Annotated in this window: 12 protein-coding genes and 1 pseudogene; 9 read left to right on the forward strand and 4 right to left on the reverse strand. The window is 71.1% G+C overall.

Going from position 1 to position 16,819, the window contains the following annotated elements; all coding sequences use genetic code 11:
* Positions 1–64 precede the first annotated feature (64 nt).
* From CIK81_RS13225 to CIK81_RS13235, 3 genes are read left to right on the forward strand one after another with little or no spacing between them, the layout of a single operon-like run.
* Positions 65–829, forward strand: a complete 765-nt coding sequence (locus tag CIK81_RS13225) for a DeoR/GlpR family DNA-binding transcription regulator (RefSeq protein WP_114329630.1) — start codon at positions 65–67, stop codon at positions 827–829.
* The gene (locus CIK81_RS13230) at positions 826–2,352 is read left to right on the forward strand and encodes a 6-phospho-beta-glucosidase (RefSeq protein ID WP_114329632.1); all 1,527 of its coding nucleotides are present in this window, start codon (positions 826–828) and stop codon (positions 2,350–2,352) included. The genes CIK81_RS13225 and CIK81_RS13230 overlap by 4 nt, the downstream gene beginning before the upstream one ends.
* Positions 2,349–3,101 carry a TSUP family transporter gene (locus tag CIK81_RS13235; RefSeq protein ID WP_096197520.1) on the forward strand — a complete coding sequence of 251 codons (753 nt, stop codon included), beginning with the start codon at positions 2,349–2,351 and terminating at the stop codon, positions 3,099–3,101. The genes CIK81_RS13230 and CIK81_RS13235 overlap by 4 nt, the downstream gene beginning before the upstream one ends.
* A gap of 11 nt (positions 3,102–3,112) precedes the next feature.
* Here the strand turns inward: CIK81_RS13235 and CIK81_RS13240 are convergent, their stop codons facing one another.
* The gene (locus CIK81_RS13240; RefSeq protein WP_114329634.1) at positions 3,113–4,474 is read right to left on the reverse strand and encodes an alpha-L-fucosidase; all 1,362 of its coding nucleotides are present in this window, start codon (positions 4,472–4,474) and stop codon (positions 3,113–3,115) included.
* Positions 4,475–4,606: 132 nt separating this feature from the next.
* Here CIK81_RS13240 and CIK81_RS13245 point away from each other — a divergent pair, with 132 nt between their 5' ends.
* From CIK81_RS13245 to CIK81_RS13270, 6 genes and pseudogenes are all read left to right on the forward strand, one after another.
* Positions 4,607–6,256 (forward strand): M81 family metallopeptidase, encoded by a 1,650-nt coding sequence (locus CIK81_RS13245; protein ID WP_114329636.1) that lies wholly within the window; start codon positions 4,607–4,609, stop codon positions 6,254–6,256.
* 240 nt (positions 6,257–6,496) lie between these two features.
* Positions 6,497–7,441, forward strand: coding sequence for a hypothetical protein (locus CIK81_RS13250; RefSeq protein WP_241964165.1), 945 nt, complete (start codon positions 6,497–6,499; stop codon positions 7,439–7,441).
* 42 nt (positions 7,442–7,483) lie between these two features.
* The gene (locus tag CIK81_RS13255; RefSeq protein WP_096165467.1) at positions 7,484–8,698 is read left to right on the forward strand and encodes a toxic anion resistance protein; all 1,215 of its coding nucleotides are present in this window, start codon (positions 7,484–7,486) and stop codon (positions 8,696–8,698) included.
* A gap of 312 nt (positions 8,699–9,010) precedes the next feature.
* Positions 9,011–10,260, forward strand: a pseudogene (locus CIK81_RS13260) (integrase core domain-containing protein).
* A 363-nt stretch (positions 10,261–10,623) separates the two neighbouring features.
* Positions 10,624–11,394 carry an SDR family NAD(P)-dependent oxidoreductase gene (locus CIK81_RS13265; protein ID WP_096165799.1) on the forward strand — a complete coding sequence of 257 codons (771 nt, stop codon included), beginning with the start codon at positions 10,624–10,626 and terminating at the stop codon, positions 11,392–11,394.
* 94 nt (positions 11,395–11,488) lie between these two features.
* Positions 11,489–13,480: a hypothetical protein gene (locus CIK81_RS13270; RefSeq protein ID WP_141393715.1), complete on the forward strand. Its 1,992-nt coding sequence runs from the start codon at positions 11,489–11,491 to the stop codon at positions 13,478–13,480.
* A gap of 293 nt (positions 13,481–13,773) precedes the next feature.
* On the opposite strand, the gene CIK81_RS13275 is transcribed toward CIK81_RS13270, so the two are convergent.
* The 3 genes from CIK81_RS13275 to iolB all read right to left on the reverse strand — a co-directional run bounded on the left by CIK81_RS13275 (position 13,774) and on the right by iolB (position 16,738).
* Positions 13,774–14,469, reverse strand: coding sequence for a GntR family transcriptional regulator (locus tag CIK81_RS13275; RefSeq protein ID WP_096165809.1), 696 nt, complete (start codon positions 14,467–14,469; stop codon positions 13,774–13,776).
* A 224-nt stretch (positions 14,470–14,693) separates the two neighbouring features.
* Positions 14,694–15,737 (reverse strand): Gfo/Idh/MocA family protein, encoded by a 1,044-nt coding sequence (locus CIK81_RS13280; RefSeq protein ID WP_096165797.1) that lies wholly within the window; start codon positions 15,735–15,737, stop codon positions 14,694–14,696.
* Complete coding sequence (gene iolB, locus CIK81_RS13285) at positions 15,734–16,738, reverse strand: 5-deoxy-glucuronate isomerase (RefSeq protein ID WP_096165796.1); 1,005 nt, start codon at positions 16,736–16,738, stop codon at positions 15,734–15,736. Before iolB ends, CIK81_RS13280 begins: the two co-directional genes overlap by 4 nt.
* Positions 16,739–16,819 lie beyond the last annotated feature (81 nt).

The raw sequence follows: 16,819 nt of genomic DNA on the forward strand, positions 1-16,819 counted from the left end.
AGCGGAGATGACAGGTCATGCGCGATCCTGCTCGAAACTGCGCGGACGGTGCTACGGTGACGTCATGCTCAGCGAAGAACGCCACGAGGCCATCGCGGCCTTCGTGCGCCGTCACGGCTCCGCATCGGTCGGCACGCTGAGCGTCGATTTCGCCGTCTCCGAGGCCACCATCCGGCGTGACCTGGAGATGCTGTCCGATTCCGGCGTGGTGCGCCGGGTGCGCGGGGGCGCCTGCGATGTGCGCGGCTCCGTGCGCCCCGAGGCTGACGCACGCGGCTTCGCCGAAGTGGCCACCTCGGCCTCCGCCGCCAAACGACGGATCGCCGAGCGCGCGGCCGGCTGCATCGCCGACGGCGACGTGATCGCACTGGACATCGGCACCACCGTCGCGGCGATGTGCCCCCTGCTGGTGAATCGCTCGCTCACCGTCGTCACCGCCTCGCTCGCGGTGGTCAAGGCGCTCGCGGACGCCCCGAGCATCGACATCGTGGTGCTCGGCGGGCTGCTGCGCCCCAACTACCAGTCGCTCGTGGGCACGCTCACCGAATCCGCCCTGCGCCAGGTGCGCGTGGACGCCGCGTTCGTGGGCACGTCGGGGGTCCGGCCCGACGGCACCGTGCTCGACTCCACGCCCAGCGAGGTTCCCGTCAAGCGCGGCCTGCTCGACGTCTCGACCTCGGCGTTCCTGCTCGCCGACCACGAGAAGTTCCCGGGCTCGGGCTTCCTCGAGGTCTCGACCCTGGGCCGTTTCACCGCCCTGGTCACCGACCGCTCCCCCGATTCGCTCACCCTTCCCGACGGGGAAGACCTGGAGGTCCTGCTCGCATGAAGCTCACGATCCTGGGCGGTGGCGGCTTCCGCGTGCCGCTCGTGTACGAGGCGGTGGCCACCGGCGCCACCGGCCTGCAGGTCGACGAGATCGCTCTGCAGGACGTCGATCCGGACCGCCTGCGCACGATCGCCGACGTCATCGAGGGGCTCCGCGCGCAGCTCGAGGCCGACGGCCGGATCAGCCATGCCCCACGCCTGGTCGCCACCACCGACCTGCGCGACGCCGTCACCGCAGCGGACTTCGTGTTCAGCGCGGTGCGGGTGGGCGGCGCCGAGGCCCGCACGGTCGACGAACGGGTCGCGCTCGGCCTGGGCCTGCTGGGTCAGGAGACCATCGGGCCCGGCGGCCTCGCCTATGCGCTGCGCACCCTCCCCGTCGCGCTCGACATCGCCCGCACGGTCGCCGAGGTCGCCCCGGCGGCGTGGGTCATCAACTTCACCAACCCCGCCGGGATCGTCACCGAGGCCATGCGAGGCGTGCTCGGGGACCGCGTGGTGGGCATCTGCGACACCCCGATCGGGCTGGTGCGCCGCGTGGGCCGCCTGCTGGACGTGGATCTGGTGGCCGGCGAGCGGGGCGCCGAGGTCGACTACGTGGGCCTGAACCACCTGGGCTGGCTCCGCTCGGTCACGGTCGACGGCACGGACCGCCTGCCCGACCTGCTCGCGGACGATGCCGCCCTCGAGGAGATCGAGGAGGCCCGCCTGATCGGCAAGGACTGGGTGCGGGCCGACGGGGCGCTGCCCAACGAATACCTGTACTACTACCTCCACACCGCCTCGGCGATCGACCGGATCACGGGCTCGGCCACCACGCGCGGCGAGTTCCTGGCCAAGCAGCAGGGCGACTTCTACCTCGCGGCGGGGAGCGCGGACGCAGCAGGGAACGCGCACACGTCGACGAGCGCCGCACCGTTCGACGGAGCGTCGTCGGCCGGCGCAGTCCCGTCGGCCGATGCCTGCTGCACCTCCCCCCTGGACATGTGGCGCGAGACCCTGCACGAGCGGGAGGCCACGTACATGGCCGAGTCCCGCGACGAGGAGCGTCGCGAGGAGGATGTCGCCGGCGGCGGCTACCAGGAGGTGGCGCTGCGGCTGATGACGGCGCTGGCCACCGGGCGCCGCGAGCGGATGATCCTCGACGTCGGCAACATCGGCGCCGATCGCCAGGAGGCGCCGGCCTCGGAGCGGATCGTGCCGGAGCTCCCGGCGGACGCCGTACTCGAGGTGCTCTGCGAGGTGGACGGCGACGGGGTGCACCCCCTGCCGGTCAGGCCCGTCGAGCTCGGGCGGCTCGGCATGATGAGCTCGCTGCGCGCGGCGGAGCGGAAGATCCTCGACGCCGCCAGGACGGGCTCCCGGGACGCCGCCTGGCAGGGCTTCTCGATGCATCCCCTGGTCAGCTCCCCGGAGCTGGGCGCGAAATTGCTCGAGGGCTACATCGCCGGGCACCCGCAGATCGCGGAGCTGCTCGACGAGGGAGCACCGAGGGGCTCCGAGCCGTCCGAGCCCACTCGATGAGCCTCGCCCTCTCGCTCTCCCTCCTCCTTCTCGTACTGATGGCCGCGACCATCCAACGCGTGGTCGGCCTCGGCCTGGGCATGCTCTTCGCGCCCTACGCGGTCGTGCTGATCGGCGCGCACGAGGGGATCATGCTGGCGAACTTCCTGGGCACCCTGATGCCCGTCCTGCTGCTGCCGCGGATCTGGTCCGACATCGAGTGGCGCACGGTGGCATGGATCGGGCTCCCGGCCGTGGCAGTGATGCCAGCGGCGGCGTGGGTCTCCTCGATCTCGCCACCGGGCCCGCTCTATCTCGTCGTCGCCGCACTGGTGCTGCTCAGTCTCGTGATCTCCGTGGTGCTGGCGCGGGTGGACCTGACAGTGGGTGGCCGCAGGGCGCAGGTGGTCACCGGTATCGGCTCAGGCCTGGGCACGGTGCTGGGCGGAGTCGGCGGGCCGGCCGTGACCGTCTACGCGGTGCTCTCCCGGTGGCCCGTGCTGCCGATGGTGGCGACCCTGCAGCCGCTGTGGATCCTGATCTCCTCGACGTCGTTCGCGACCAAGTGGGCGTGGGACGACGGGCAGCTGCCGGACCTCCCCGTCTGGTTGTGGATCGCCATCGTGGTGGTCGTCGTCGCATCCATCGGCCTCGGCGAGGCCGTCCAGAAGCGGCTCCGCGAGAAGACCATCCAGCGCGGCGTGATGGTCCTCGGCTTCGTCGGAGCGCTGCTCGCGCTCGGCACCGGGGTGCGCCTGCTGCTGGGCTGACGCCGAACGGTTCAGCGCACAGGCAGCGCGACCGTACCCACCGGACCGGACGTCCCCGCCGGTGTGAGCACCACGCGCTCCCCGACGAGACCAGCACCCTCTGCCGCCGAGACGTCGACCCGCTCGCGGATCGCTGCGGAGACCTCGAGGTCCAGCTCCACCGGCCCTGCCGCCGGGTCCAGCAGCAGCGCGTGGAGCACCTCCCCGCCGTCGGCCGACGCGCCGAGCGTGAAGCGCACGCCCGGTGGCGGCGTCCGCACCGCCTCGTGGAACCACGGCCGCGTCCCGTAGACCGCCGTGCCGTGCCGTCCCAGCCATTCCCCCAGCTCCTCGAGCGCGCGGGCCTGCAGCTCGGGGATGCTGCCGTCGGCCCGGGGGCCGACGTTGATCAGCAGGTTCCCGTTCTTGGAGACCACGTCGACCAGCAGCCGGATCAGAGCGGTGCCGTCGAGTGCGTGGTCGGTCGACTCATCGGCGTTGCAGCCGAAGGAGAGGCCCAGGCCGCGAGTGGATTCGAAGACCTCGTCCTGCACGGTCCCGATGTCCTGGTACTCGCGGGTGAGCACGCCGTGCGCGGGCACGCCCCAGCGGTCGTTGACCACGCCGTCCGGCACGGCGTCGAGGTAGCCGCGGAAGAGCTCCTGCAGGGAGTCCGGGCCGGCGTACTTGCCCGCGTCGGGCCAGTCGATGTCGTTCCACAGCACGTCCGGGGCGAAGCGGCTGATCAGCTCGCGCAGCTGGGACGCGGCGAAGCCGGCGAAGGCCTCGTCATTGCGACGCAGCGCGAACAGCTCGTCGTTCGAGGTCAGGGGCGGGAACTCGCTCGCGTGCCAGTCGTGGGCGCCCGAGTAGTACAGGCCCAGCCGCAGCCCGGCCTCGCGCACCGCGGCGGAGAACTGGGCGATCAGGTCGCGTCCCGGCCCTCGACGCGCGGCGGTGAAGGGCGTGGTGGCGCTGTCCCACAGGCAGAAGCCGTCGTGGTGCTTGGTCGTCGGCACCACGTACCGGGCACCGGCGCGGCGCGCGAGATCCACGATCCCGGGGACCGCGTCGGCCGCCGGGTCCCAGTCGTCGGCGAAGTCCTCGTACGAGTGCCCGACGCCGTAGAGCCGCTCGTGGCGCTCCCGCGTGGGGCTCCCCTCGATGCGCACCGTGTTCGCGTACCACTCGGCGTACTGATGGCGGGCGTAGGCGTTCTCGGCCGTGACGTCGTGGCGGTCCAGCACGTCGGCCCAGGCGGGCACGGAGTACAGGCCCCAGTGCACGAAGACCCCGAGCTTCGCGTCGCGGTACCAGTCGGGCACGGACAGCCGCGGGTACGCCGTCGCAGGTGCGGCGTCCTCGGGTCCGTGGCGGTCATCGAAGCTGATCATGGGAGGGCTCCTTCGGGGCGCGGCGTCGCGCTCCTGGTCGGGTCCGTCCCCGCGCCGCCCCTGGCGGTGGCGGCGGTCGGGTGGAAGGATGTCCCCACCATTATCAACCGCTTAAGCCACGGGAGCACCCCCATGCCTGCAACGACGCAGTCCGACCGCCGCCCCCGCATCGCGATCGCCGGCATCGCCATCGAATCCTCGACCTTCACCCCCTACCGCTCCACCGCCGAGGATTTCGAGGTGCGTCGCGGCACCTCAGCGATCCTGGAGAGGTACCCCTTCTTCAGCGGCGCGGACGATCCGGGATCCGCGCCAGGGCCCGCAGCCTCGAGCGGTCTCGGCGGCGGTCCGTCGCCGGCCGGGCGTGCGCTGCGAGAGGCCGCCGAGTACGTCGGAGTGCTGCATGCGCGCGCTCTGCCCGGCGGCCAGCTGGTGCGCGAGGTCTACGAGGGCTGGAAGCAGGAGATCACGGAGGGTCTCGCCGCCGCGCAGGCCGAGGCGCCGCTGGACGGCTTCTTCTTCGACATCCACGGAGCGATGAGCGTGGAGGGCCTCGAGGACGCCGAGGGCGATCTGATCACTGCGATCCGCGCGGCGATCGGGCCGGACGTGGTGGTCGGCACCGCGATGGACCTGCACGGGAACGTCTCCGAGACCCTCTTCGACGCCTGCGACCTGCTCACCTGCTATCGGCACGCCCCGCACATCGATGCCTGGGAGACCCGCGAGCGCGGCCTGCGCGATCTCGTCGAGACGGCGGCTTCCGTGCGGGACGGCGGCGCGCTCCCCCACAAGGCGCTCGTGCACGTGCCGATCCTGCTGCCCGGGGAGAAGACCTCCACCCGCATCGAGCCGGCGAAGTCGATCTATGCCGGGATCCCCGCGATCACGCAGCGCGAGGGCATCACGGACATCTCGTACTGGATCGGCTTCGCCTGGGCCGATCAGCCCCGCTGCCAGGCCGCGATCGTGGCTTTCGGGGACGAGGCCTCCGCCGTCGAGCAGGCGGCGCTGGAGCTCGCCGGCAGCGTCTGGCAGGCTCGCCACGACTTCGAGTTCGTCGCTCCCACCGGCACCTTCGAGGAGTGCCTGGACCAGGCGATCGCCTCGTCGGCCCGGCCGTTCTGGATCTCCGATTCCGGGGACAACCCCGGGGCGGGAGGGGCCGACGACACCACGCACTGCCTGGCCCGTCTGGCCGAGCGCGAGGAGATCCGCTCCGGAGCGGTGAGCGCTCTGATGGTCTCCCTGGTCGATCAGGTCTCGGCCGACGCCGCCTGGGAGGCGGGCGTCGGCGGGAGGATCCAGGTGCAGGTCGGCGCACGGATCGACACCCGTGAGCCCGGGCCGGTGCCGCTGGCCGTCGAGGTGGCCGCGCTCGACGAGTCCGGCTCGACGGGCCGCGCCGCCGCTCTGCGCGTGCTCGACGTGGGCGTGCGCGGCGAGGGCACGACCACGGATCTCGCGGCCGCCCGGCCGACGGGCCTGACCGCCGTGGTCACCGCGCGGCGCTCGCAGTGGGCGCGTCATGAGATGTTCGAACGCCTGGGCCTGTCGATGACCGGCTTCGACGTGGTCACCGTGAAGATGGGCTACCTGGAGCCCGACCAGTACGAGGCCGCGGCGGACTGGCTGCTCGCACTCACCCCGGGCGGTGTCGACCAGAACCTGGTGCGGCTCGGCCATTCGCGGATCGAACGGCCGATGATCCCCTTCGACGAGGAGATCCCCGCACCGAGCGCCGCCGTGGTCCGGCACGGCGGCGGCTCGACGCGGGGATGATCCGGGCCCGTCGGCTGCCGGGTTGAGGGCCACAGTAGCCCCGCTGACGGGCATCCGGTGCGCGGTGCGTCGAGAGACCGTGGAGCCTCCGTCGAAGCAGGGTCCTGGAGCCGTCCAGCCACCCGCGTTAGTCTTCGATGACGCCCCGGACGAGGCACGCGCGGGATACGGAGCGGACACGCCGCATCGCCCCGTTGCGCAGCACCTCGTCCCCGCTGTCGGAGGGAATCGCGGATTCGCGTGAACGAAGGGATCGATCCACCGGCCCGCAGGCCGGACACCGGGGACACCACGCCCCGCGGCCCCCTCACGCCCGAAGACCCCGGCACCGACGAGGTCTCCCCGAGCAGCGTGCACGTCTCCCCGGGGGACATCGACCTGCCCTGGAAGGCGACCGCCGAGCGCCGCTCCCTCTGGGGCCCGATCCAGAAGCCGCTCGAGGGCACCGTGCACGCCCCAGGCTCCGCAGCCGTCGGCCACCCTCGTTCCGCACGCTCCGGCCTGTTCTCGATCGGCGTCCCCCTGCTCACCGGCGGCCTGGTCGCCGCGGCGTGCCTGGTGGTGGGCCTCGGCACGGCGATCGTCGGCCCGCTCGCGGCGCTCGGGATCGCCGCCGGCGCCGGAGTGATCGCCGCTGGAGGCAGCGGAGCAGCCGTGCGCGCTCTCCGCGCGCCGACGACCCTGCAGGTCACAGCGTCGGCCGGAGAATCGGGGACCACCGCGCAGATGCTCGCGGAGATCCGGGCGGCGACGGCCCGCAGCCGGGAACGGACCGCGGAGCTGCGTCGTCGGGCCTCGGAGCCGACGGTCGGCCTCGTGCTCGAGAACGTCGACTCCCTGGCCCGGCGCATCGACGCCCTCGCCGACTCCGACACCCTGCGCGGGCAGCGCCCCTACGAGAGCGAGGTGACGCTGCTCGAGGGCATCGCCACGCGCTATGTCCCCGAGCTGCTCGACAGCGTCGAGGAGATCGTCGGATTCCTCGCGACCTTCGCAGGATCCGCCCGACGCGAGGCGCTCGCCAACCTCGAGGACATCGACCAGCAGCTCGCCGTGCTCGCCGAAGGGGTCGAACGGGTCGAGAGCGACATCGTCGCCGGCGTCTCCCACTCCCTGGACGTGCACGCCGAGTTCCTCCGCGCCCGCTTCGCCGACCAGCACCTCAGCCCGATCATCGACGTCTGATCCCCCACCATCCACCAGCCCCATCGCCCCGAGGAGGCCCCCATGGACAAGCTCCAGCCGCCCACACCCGAGCCCGAGATCACCCCCTCCGAGCCTGTCGAGGAGGTCCCTGCGGACCGGGCCGTCTCGATGCTCCCCGAGCTGCCCGACGAGCAGCAGCAGGACCTCGCCGCCCGCGCCGACCAGTGGGTCGACCAGATCTCCGCCCTGAACCCCCACTCGCAGGAGTTCAGCGCCCAGGTCGACGCGCTCGGCGCGGTGGCCCGCCGCACCTTCGAGCGCACCTCCGGCACCTCCTCGCGCTTCATGCAGCAGTCGCTGCGCGATGCGAAGGAGAGCGGTGGAGGCCAGGAGTCGGTCTCGAAGTCCCTGTCCCAGCTGCGCACCACCATGGAGGACCTCGCGCCGAAGGAGGACACCTTCGGGTCGAAGGCGCTGTCGTTCCTGCCGGGCAAGAAGTCCGCGAAGCGGTACTTCCGCAGCTACGAGTCCAACCAGAAGCAGCTGGACGAAGTGCTCGCGGCGCTGGGCCGCGGGCAGGAGATGCTGCAGCGCGACAACGCCGAGCTGTCCGTCGAGCGCCGCGCCCTCTGGGAGGATCTCGGCGCGCTGCAGAAGGCGTCCTCGCTGCTGGGTCTGCTCGATGAGCGCACCGTGCGCAGGGCCGACGGGCTGCGCGGCGAGGGCAAGCCCGATGCGGCCGACGCCCTCGAACGGGATGTGCTGTTCGCCGTGCGCCAGCGCCGCCAGGACGTCGCCACCCAGATCGCCGTCACCGTCCAGGCCTATCTCGCGATGGGCCTCATCGAGGACAACAACACCAAGCTCGCCCAGGGCGTCGACCGTGCGCGCACCACCACCGTCACGGCGCTGCGCACTGCGGTGATCACGGCGCAGGCGCTCGAGAACCAGAAGCTGGTGCTGGACCAGATCGACGCGGTCAACCGCACCACCGACTCGCTCATCGATCGCACCTCCCAGATGCTCGCGGACAACACCCTGAAGATCCAGGAGCAGGCCGCCACCTCGGGGGTCTCCCCCGAGACCCTGCAGAAGGCCTTCGACAACCTGTTCACCACGATGGACGGCATCGATTCCTTCCGCACCCAGGCGAACGCCAACTTCCTGACCACGGTGAACGCCCTGGAGCAGCAGGTCCAGCGCTCGCAGCCCTATCTCGAGCGCATGCAGCAGGAGGGCGGCGACGAGCACGAGACCCTCGAGAGCGTCTCGGACCTGCTCGAGATCGAGGACTGAGCCGAGGCCTGGACCGCGGTCGAGGCCTGAGCTCGGCGGGCGGGCCCGGCCCATGCCGGCCGACACAGGTCGGCAGGCGCAGGTCGACGCGTCGACGCTTCCCCGAGTTTTGTGGCCTCACGACCGATGCGAGCGCCTTGTTATGTCGCAGGACATCGGTGACAGTTCTGTATCAGGACATCGGTGACACTTCCGTGGCTCTTGGTGGTGACACTTCGCCGGTAAAAATGGGCGGTGAGCAGAAACGAGCCCGTCGATCCCACTGTCCGCCTGGCCATCTCGCGGTGGCCTGATGACGCGCCGCGTGGGTCGGTGAGCACGTTCTGCGTCGAGCACGGCATCTCGCGCAAGACGTTCTACGTCCTCCGTGCTCGCGCCCGCGTCGATGGGCCCGCGGCCGTGCTCGAGCCCCGCACCAAACGACCACATACCTCCCCGGGCCAGCTCGATGAAGAGGTCAAGGACCAGGCTGTTCAGGTCCGCGCCGCACTCGAAGCGTCTGGGCTGGATCACGGTCCGATCAGCGTCCACGACCGGATGAAAGCGATGGGACTTGAAGCGCCATCGATCGCGGCCCTGGCACGGATCTTCCGCGAACGAGGCGTGGCTCGACTGGAGCCGAGGAAGCGGCCTCGCGCGTCCTGGCGGCGGTTCGTCTATCCGGCACCGAACGCGTGCTGGCAGCTGGATGCGACCCAGTACGTCCTCACCAACGGCCGGACCTGCGTGATCTTCCAGCTCCAGGACGATCATTCGCGCCTCGCGGTCGCCTCTCACGTGGCGGGCAGCGAGACCGCTGAAGCAGCGATCGCGGTGTTCAACAAGGGCACCGCGCGTTGCGGAACTCCACAGCGTCTGCTCACCGACAACGGAGCCGCGCTGAACCCCACGCGCCGTGGGATGAAGGGCCAGCTCGTCATCCACGTGACCGCGCTGGGAGTCGAGGCGATCACCGGGAAGCCCTACAAGCCGACCACGCAGGGCAAGAACGAACGATTCCACCAGACCTTGTTCCGCTGGCTGGACAAGCAGCCCATCGCGGGAAGCATCGAAGAGCTCCAAGCACAGGTCGACGAGTTCGACGTCATCTATAACGAGCAACGCCCTCACCAGGGACTTCCCGGACGGATCACACCACGCCAAGCCTGGGACGCGACTGAGCCGGCACCGTCTCCCCGGCCTGTCGTGGAGCCCAGCCTGATCATCGAGTCCGTCGGGGACAGCAAGAAGCGTTCCCGGAAGCTCCCCCGGGAGCGGGTCATCCAGACCGGTGAACGAACACGGGTGGTGAACAACAACGGCACGATCACCCTCCACGGCGTCGCGTTCCAGGTCTCCTACCCTCATGCCCAGCAGGAAGTGCACGTCCTCGTCGAACAGGCCAGCGTCACGTTCGTCGACCTTCACGGCGAGATCCTGGCCGAGCACGCTTGGCCCCCGCTCGGCATCCGATACGCCTCCAAGCACACGGGTCAACGGAGCGGCAAACGCCGAGGCCGGCCACCGAAGAACCCCGAACCGTCACCGATGTCCTGAGACATCAACTGTCACCGATGTCCTGATACAGAACTGTCACCGAAGTCCTGAGACATCACAACCGATGCGAGCGCCGACATCGGTCGTGGGGCCACAAAACTCGCCGGCCTGTGGTGCCGGTCGGGTCATCCCGCCGCTCGTGCGGGCGGCGGGGCCCTCATGGCGCCCAGGCGGGCGTCCGCCCCCGCCCCCGTCCGACGAACGCACCGTCCGACGAGCGCCCCGTCCAACGAACGCCCCGTCCGACAAACGCACCGACCTTGAAATTGGTCAACCGGTTGGGCAGACTGAGTGACATCACGAGCCGCCGTCGTCGTCCGGGCACCTGCCCGACACCGCGCCCGTGCCACGCAGCAGAGAAGCTCCGCCCCCGATGAACGGATAACCCCATGCCCCGTCTCGCCTCCCGCACCGCGCTGGTCACCGGAGCCGCCTCCGGCATCGGCCTCGCCGTGGCCTCCCGCTTCGCCCGCGAGGGCGCCCGCGTCGTGATCGCCGACCGCGACGGGGAGTCCGCCGCGAGCGCCGCCGCCTCCATCGCCCAGGAGAACGGCGAGGGCACCGCCCGCGCGCTCACCGTGGACATCTCGGACGAGGCCGCGGTCGAGTCCGGTTTCGCCGAGCTGAACTCCGCGGGCTGGGCGCCGGACGTCGTGGTCGCGAACGCCGGCGTGCAGCTGTTCGGGCAGGACGCGAAGATCGCCGACCTCGATCTCGAGGTCTGGCAGCGCACGGTGGACGTGAACCTGACCGGCACCTTCCTCACCGTGAAGCACGCCGTGCGGTCGCTGTCGGCCAGCGGCGGCGGATCGATCATCCTCACCGGCAGTCCCACAGGTCTCACCGGTGAGGGCAACGACTTCACCGCCTACTCGACGACCAAGGCGGGCATCCACGGCCTCGCCCGGACCGTCGCCGCCGCCTATGCGGCCGACGGCATCCGCGTGAACACTGTCGTCCCCGCTTATACCGAGACCCCGCTGGTCACGACGATCTCCGACGATCCGGACGAACGTTCCGCGATCGTGGGTCGTATCCCGCTGGGCCGCGCTGGCCAGGCGGAGGATGTCGAGGGGATCATGGTCTTCCTCGCCAGCGACGACGGCGCCTTCGCGACCGGCTCGCTGTTCGCCGTCGACGGCGGCATGACCGCGCTGTGAACTGCCCTGCGAGCCGCGCCGCCAGTCGCGCTGCGGACCGCCCTGTGAACCACGCCCTGAGCCGCCCCCAGCAGCCGACGCCATCGCCCGCCTCATGAGCACGAACTCTGCTGCCCCCTCCCCTGTCTGGGGGCCCGTGCCCTCCGGCGAGCGCTGGGGGTCAGGCCGATGGTCGCTGGATCTGCGCAGCGATGAGCTGGCGGACATCCGCTGCGACGGCCTGGTCGTGCTCCGCGGGGTGCGGGCCGTGGCCCGGGATGCCGATTGGCAGACGGCCGCTTCGCGCGTCACGCACGTCGAGCGCAGCTCTTCGAGCCTCGTCATGGAGCTGGAGATCGCCGATCGCGGGATCGACCTGGCCGGCGCCCTGCGCGTCGAGGCCGACGGGGACCAGCTCTCGGTGACCTTCGAGGGCGAGGCGCGCTCGGACTCCCCCACGAACCGGACAGGGCTCGTGGTCCTGCATCCACCGCACCTGGCCGGCACCGATCTCACCGTCGGCCGCACCGACGGCACCGAGCTCGCGATGACCTTCCCGGCAGCGATCAGCCCCCACCAGCCGGCCCGCGATATCGCAGCGCTGAGCTGGGCGGATCATGGCACGACGTTCCGCGTGGACCTTCGCGGCGACGTCTTCGAGATGGAGGACCAGCGCAACTGGTCCGACGCCTCGTTCAAGACGTACAACCGATCCCTGGACGAGCCGTTCCCGTACACGCTGGCCGCCGGTGAGACGGTCCGGCAGCAGGTCGTCCTCACGGCCACGGGGTCGACGGGCCCGCTCGCACCGGCGCAGGTGCCGGCGACCGTTCAGGCCGCGGCGGCGGGAGCCACCGGGCCGGCAGAGCACGCGGAGCCGACGACGACGGCGTCTGTCACGAAATCCACAGGCGCACCGGATGCCGGCACGGCCGCATCTCCCACCGTCCTGACGCTCGTACCCTGCGGCCCGTTCCCGACCATCGCCGTCGGCGCGTCGACCGCACCGGAGCCCGGGCCTCAGCGCACCGGTGAGCTCCGCGACGTCCTGCACGTAGAGCTGGATCTCGCCGATCCGGCCTGGTCCGCCGCCCTGGAACGCGCCCGTCGTGAGGCGGACGGGCTCTCGGTGATGCTGGTGAGCCCGACGCCTCCGGAGCCCGCCGTGCTGCGCACGGTCCTGGACACCCTCGCGGACGTCGACCTGCACCGCATCGGAATCGTTGACGCGTCATCGCACGTCTCCGAGCCCGCGCTGGTCGAGGCGCTGCGCGCGGTCACGCCGCCCGGGATCCCCGTCGTCGGCGGCTCCCGCTCGCACTACACGGAGCTGAACCGGGAGTGGGATCGGCTGCCGCACGCGGACCTCGATGGCCTGACCTTCCCGATCACGCCCCTGTTCCACACGCTCGAGACGGAACAGCTGGTGGAATCGGTCGCGATGCAGCGCGTGATCGTCGAGGATGCGACTTCCCGCGCGCCGGGCGTGCCGGTGCACATCGGTCCGGTGACGCTCCGACCGCGCTTCAACAACGTCGCGACCAGGCCCGTCGCCGCACCCGCACGAACGGGCCTCTCGGCGGGGTATGGCGCCCACCGCACCGCGGCCGACGATGCTCGGCAGGCCTGTCCGGAGCTCGCGACCTGGACGATCGCGAGCGCCGCGGCCCTCGCGGTGCCGGGCGTCGCCTCGTTGACCTGCTTCGAGCAGTGGGGGCCGCGCGGAGTGCGCACGGCCGACGGAGCCGACCTGCCGGTGCGCGCCGCGATCGACGCGCTCAGCGCGCTGGAGGGCGGGCAGCTGCTGACCGCGGCGAGCCCGGACGGGCTGGTCTGGGCGATCGGGGCACGGCGCAGCACGCGTCTCCCACACCATGCCCAGGTCCAAGACCAGGACCGGAACCAAGACCAAGACCAAGACCAAGACCAAGACCAAGACCAAGACCAAGACCAAGACCAAGGTTGCGGCACGCCCGGCCACCACGACGAGGTGCTGCTGGCGAACCTGTCCGGATATCAGCGCCGAGTGGAGCTGCGGAACACTGGCGCCGACACGTCGCGGCACGACCTCGGTGCCTTCGAGTGGGTCCGCAGCGGCACGCCGTAGGAAGCGGGCGGAGCGCTGAACCGGCAGCAAATGTCGCCTCAGGACCCATGTGGGCGCGTCACATGGGTCCTGAGGCGACACTTGCTGAGTGCTGGAGCCTGTAGGGCCGGTCGCTCGGTCCGGGCCGGTCAGACGAGTCGAGCGGGTCGAGCGGGTCGGGCAGGTCGCTCGGGTCGCGCGGGTCGGGCAGGTCGCTCGGGTCCCGCGGGTCGCGCAGGTCGCGCAGGTCGGGCGGGTCGAGTGGGTCGCGCACGGCCGGCCTGAGGTGAGGCACGGGGCCGAGGGTGCCCGGCTCAGGAGTCGACGAGGGTGACCTCGAAGGAGTACCGCGAGGCGCGATACACGTGGTAACCGAACTCGACCACGCTGCCGTCGTTCGCGAAGGACTTGCGCTCCATGGTGAGCAGGGCCGCGCCCTGCTCCTCGTCGAGGAGCTCGGCGTGCTCCGCGTCGGCCACGGTGGCACCGATGCGCTCATGAGCGAGCACCGAGACGACGCCCTGCTCACGCAGGGAGGCGTACAGGCCGTTGCTCGCGAGGGCTTCGCGACGCGGGGCGATCCGTTCGGGCAGGGTGTTGCGCATGACCGCGAGCGGCTCGTCGTCGGCGTAGCGCACACGCAGCAGCTCGAGCACCTGCTCACCCGGGCCCAGCTGCAGACGGTCCACCGCCTCGGAGTCGGGGCGGCCGATGCGGTACTCGATGATCTCGGTGCGCGGGGCCTTACCGGCGCCCCGCAGGTCGTCATACAGGGAGGTCAGCGCGACCTGACGGTTCACGGGCGCCTGCACCACCTGGGTGCCCACGCCGCGCTTGCGCACCAGCATGCCCTTGTCCACCAGCTCCTGGATGCCCTGCCGGACCGTCGGCCGAGAGAGCTTCAGCCTGCCCGCGAGATCGAGCTCGTTCTCCAGCCGGCTGCCCGGAGGGAGCTCCCCGGCCTGGATCGCCTTCTCGATCTGGGTGGCCAGCTGCAGGTACAGCGGCATGGATAGGTCGCGATCCACCACCAGGTCCACTCTCACGGCACGATTCCCTTCGGCTCCGTCCACTGCACTCTCCTCGGTTCACGCCGGTGTGACCGCGCCAGGATACGGCGCGGTCACCGGTTGTTCGTCCAGTCCGGCTCTCGTGCGCACGGTACGGACCAGTGCTCGGGCGGCCGACGCCGACCCGAGACCGGCCTCGTGCTCAGCTCAGTCGGCCTTCGTGCTCAGCTCGGCCGGGCCTCGAGGGCGATCTCGACGGGCCCGTCGGCGGTGAGGGAGCGTTCCGTCGCCTCGCACACCGCGGCACCCACGTACCCGTCCCAGGCGGTCGCCGAGCGCGCGGCGACATTGCTGCCGTCGGCCACGGCGTTGATCCAGGCCTGGACCTCGGTGTCGTAGGCGGCCACGAAACGGGGACGGAAGTCCGGCGGCACGCTGCCGCCCCAGCGCCCGCCCTCGAGCTGGGTGGTGACCCGGCCGATGTCCTGGCCGATGGTCGAGGCGCCGCGGGAGCCGACCAGCTCGGTGCGCACCTCGTAGCCGGCGTTCGTGCTCACCCACAGCTCGTCGGTGACGACCACGCCGGACTCGGTGCGGAACAGGAACAGCAGCGGGTCGTGCAGGCCCTCGGGGGCGAGCTCGGTGCTGCGCGGCACGACGGTCTGCACGGAGACCACCGGCTCCTCGAGGAAGTAGGAGATCGCGTCGATCTCGTGGACGGCCGAGTCGTAGACCATCATCGTGTCGTCGAAGCCCGGGAGCACGGTGGCGTTGCGGTGCTTGCAGTTCAGCAGCAAAGGCGTGCCCAGCTCGCCGGCGTCCAGGGCGTCCTTGAGCTCGGCGTACTCGGCGTCGAAGCGGCGCATGAAGCCCAGCGACACGTACTTCGCGCCCGACGCGGCTTCGGCCCGGACCACCTCGTAGGCGTCCTGCGGGTTCATGGCCAGCGGCTTTTCGCACAGCACGGGCTTGCCGGCGGCGATCGCGGCGAGGGTCTGGTCGCGATGGAACGCGCCGGGGCTCGCGATGAGGATCGCGTCGACGTCGTCCGCGCCGATGACCTCCTCAGGGGTGTCCACGACGCGCGAACCGGGGGTCTCGGCCGAGACCTTCTCGGCGGTCTCCCGCACGTAGTCGCTGATCACGCTGATGCGGGCGCCCTTGATGCGGGAGCGGACGCGCTCGACATGGTCGGCGCCCATCCGGCCGACGCCGATGATGCCGACGCGCACGTCTTGCGGGAGGGTGGTCTGCTGGGTGTCGCTCATCGATGCTCTCCGTCGAGTCGGGGGTCGATCCCGGCGTCGGCCCAGGTGTCGCGCACCCAGGTCTGCTCGGGATGGTCGGTGATGTTCCAGGCCCGCACCGGGTCCGGTCCGGCCATGACGTTGAGGTAGTACATGTCGTGCCCGGGGGCGGCGGCGCAGGGGCCGTGCCAACCGTGGGGCACCAGCACGGTGTCGCCGCTGCGCACCTCGGCCAGCACGTCGATCGGCTTCGCCTCGCCGCTCGAGGTGGTCTGGTGGAAGCCGAATCCGGGTCCGCTCGGGCCGTCCTGGATCTCGTAGTAGTAGATCTCCTCGAGCTCGGACTCGACGTGCTCGCCGTCGTCGACGGTCTCGTCGTGCTTGTGCGCGGGGTAGCTGGACCAGTTGCCTCCAGGAGTGATGACCTCGCAGGCGATGAGGCTGTCACAGCCGTCGAAGGCGCCGACGGTGCCGAAGTTGCGCACCTTGCGGGTCATGTTCCCGCCGCCGCGGATCTCGACCGGGATGTCCTCGGCGGGGATCAGCGCCACGGGGTGCACGCCGGTCGCGACCGCGGTAGCCACGGCGAAGCGGCCGCCGGCCTCGGAGGAGATCGTCGGCTGGGAGCCGACGGGCACGTACAGCACGTCGGTCGCCGACGCGAACACGTCGGCGCGGCCGCGCAGCGTGTACGTCTCCCCCGCCACGGAGACCTCGCAGCCCCCGTTCAGGGGCACGATCATCGCCTCGACGCTGTTGGCGGTGAAGATCTCGCTCTCACCGGGGCCGAGCGCGAGCACGCGCAGCCCGGTGTGGACCCAGCCGTCACGGGCGCCGGGATCGATGATCGTCTCGTAGTTCCCGCGACCCGTGGAGCCTGCGGGCAAGTGCAGCTCGGAGGAGTCCGGGACAGCGGAGGCGTGCTGGGTGGCGGGCGCCGAGGCGGAGCCGACGGTGGCAGCCGAAGCGGAGCCGGAGGTGGCAGCCGAGGCGGAGCCGGAGGGGGTGGAGGCGGAGGACATCGGTGGTCTCCCTTCGAAGGGGCCGGTCGGTCGGGGCGCCGATCGGCGGGGTGCCTCTCGGCGCGGGCGCCGATCGGCGGG

This window comes from Brachybacterium sp. JB7, assembly GCF_003335205.1.
GTDB lineage: Bacteria > Actinomycetota > Actinomycetes > Actinomycetales > Dermabacteraceae > Brachybacterium > Brachybacterium alimentarium.

Coding starts and splice junctions, on each gene's coding strand:
- CIK81_RS13230 (WP_114329632.1), top strand. CDS start 826: ATGAAGCTCACGATCCTGGGCGGTGGCGGCTTCCGCGTGCCGCTCGTG.
- CIK81_RS13235 (WP_096197520.1), top strand. CDS start 2,349: ATGAGCCTCGCCCTCTCGCTCTCCCTCCTCCTTCTCGTACTGATGGCC.
- CIK81_RS13240 (WP_114329634.1), bottom strand. CDS start 4,474: ATGATCAGCTTCGATGACCGCCACGGACCCGAGGACGCCGCACCTGCG.
- CIK81_RS13255 (WP_096165467.1), top strand. CDS start 7,484: ATGGACAAGCTCCAGCCGCCCACACCCGAGCCCGAGATCACCCCCTCC.
- CIK81_RS13270 (WP_141393715.1), top strand. CDS start 11,489: ATGAGCACGAACTCTGCTGCCCCCTCCCCTGTCTGGGGGCCCGTGCCC.
- CIK81_RS13280 (WP_096165797.1), bottom strand. CDS start 15,737: ATGAGCGACACCCAGCAGACCACCCTCCCGCAAGACGTGCGCGTCGGC.
- CIK81_RS13275 (WP_096165809.1), bottom strand. CDS start 14,469: ATGCCGCTGTACCTGCAGCTGGCCACCCAGATCGAGAAGGCGATCCAG.
- CIK81_RS13245 (WP_114329636.1), top strand. CDS start 4,607: ATGCCTGCAACGACGCAGTCCGACCGCCGCCCCCGCATCGCGATCGCC.
- iolB (WP_096165796.1), bottom strand. CDS start 16,738: ATGTCCTCCGCCTCCACCCCCTCCGGCTCCGCCTCGGCTGCCACCTCC.
- CIK81_RS13225 (WP_114329630.1), top strand. CDS start 65: ATGCTCAGCGAAGAACGCCACGAGGCCATCGCGGCCTTCGTGCGCCGT.
- CIK81_RS13265 (WP_096165799.1), top strand. CDS start 10,624: ATGCCCCGTCTCGCCTCCCGCACCGCGCTGGTCACCGGAGCCGCCTCC.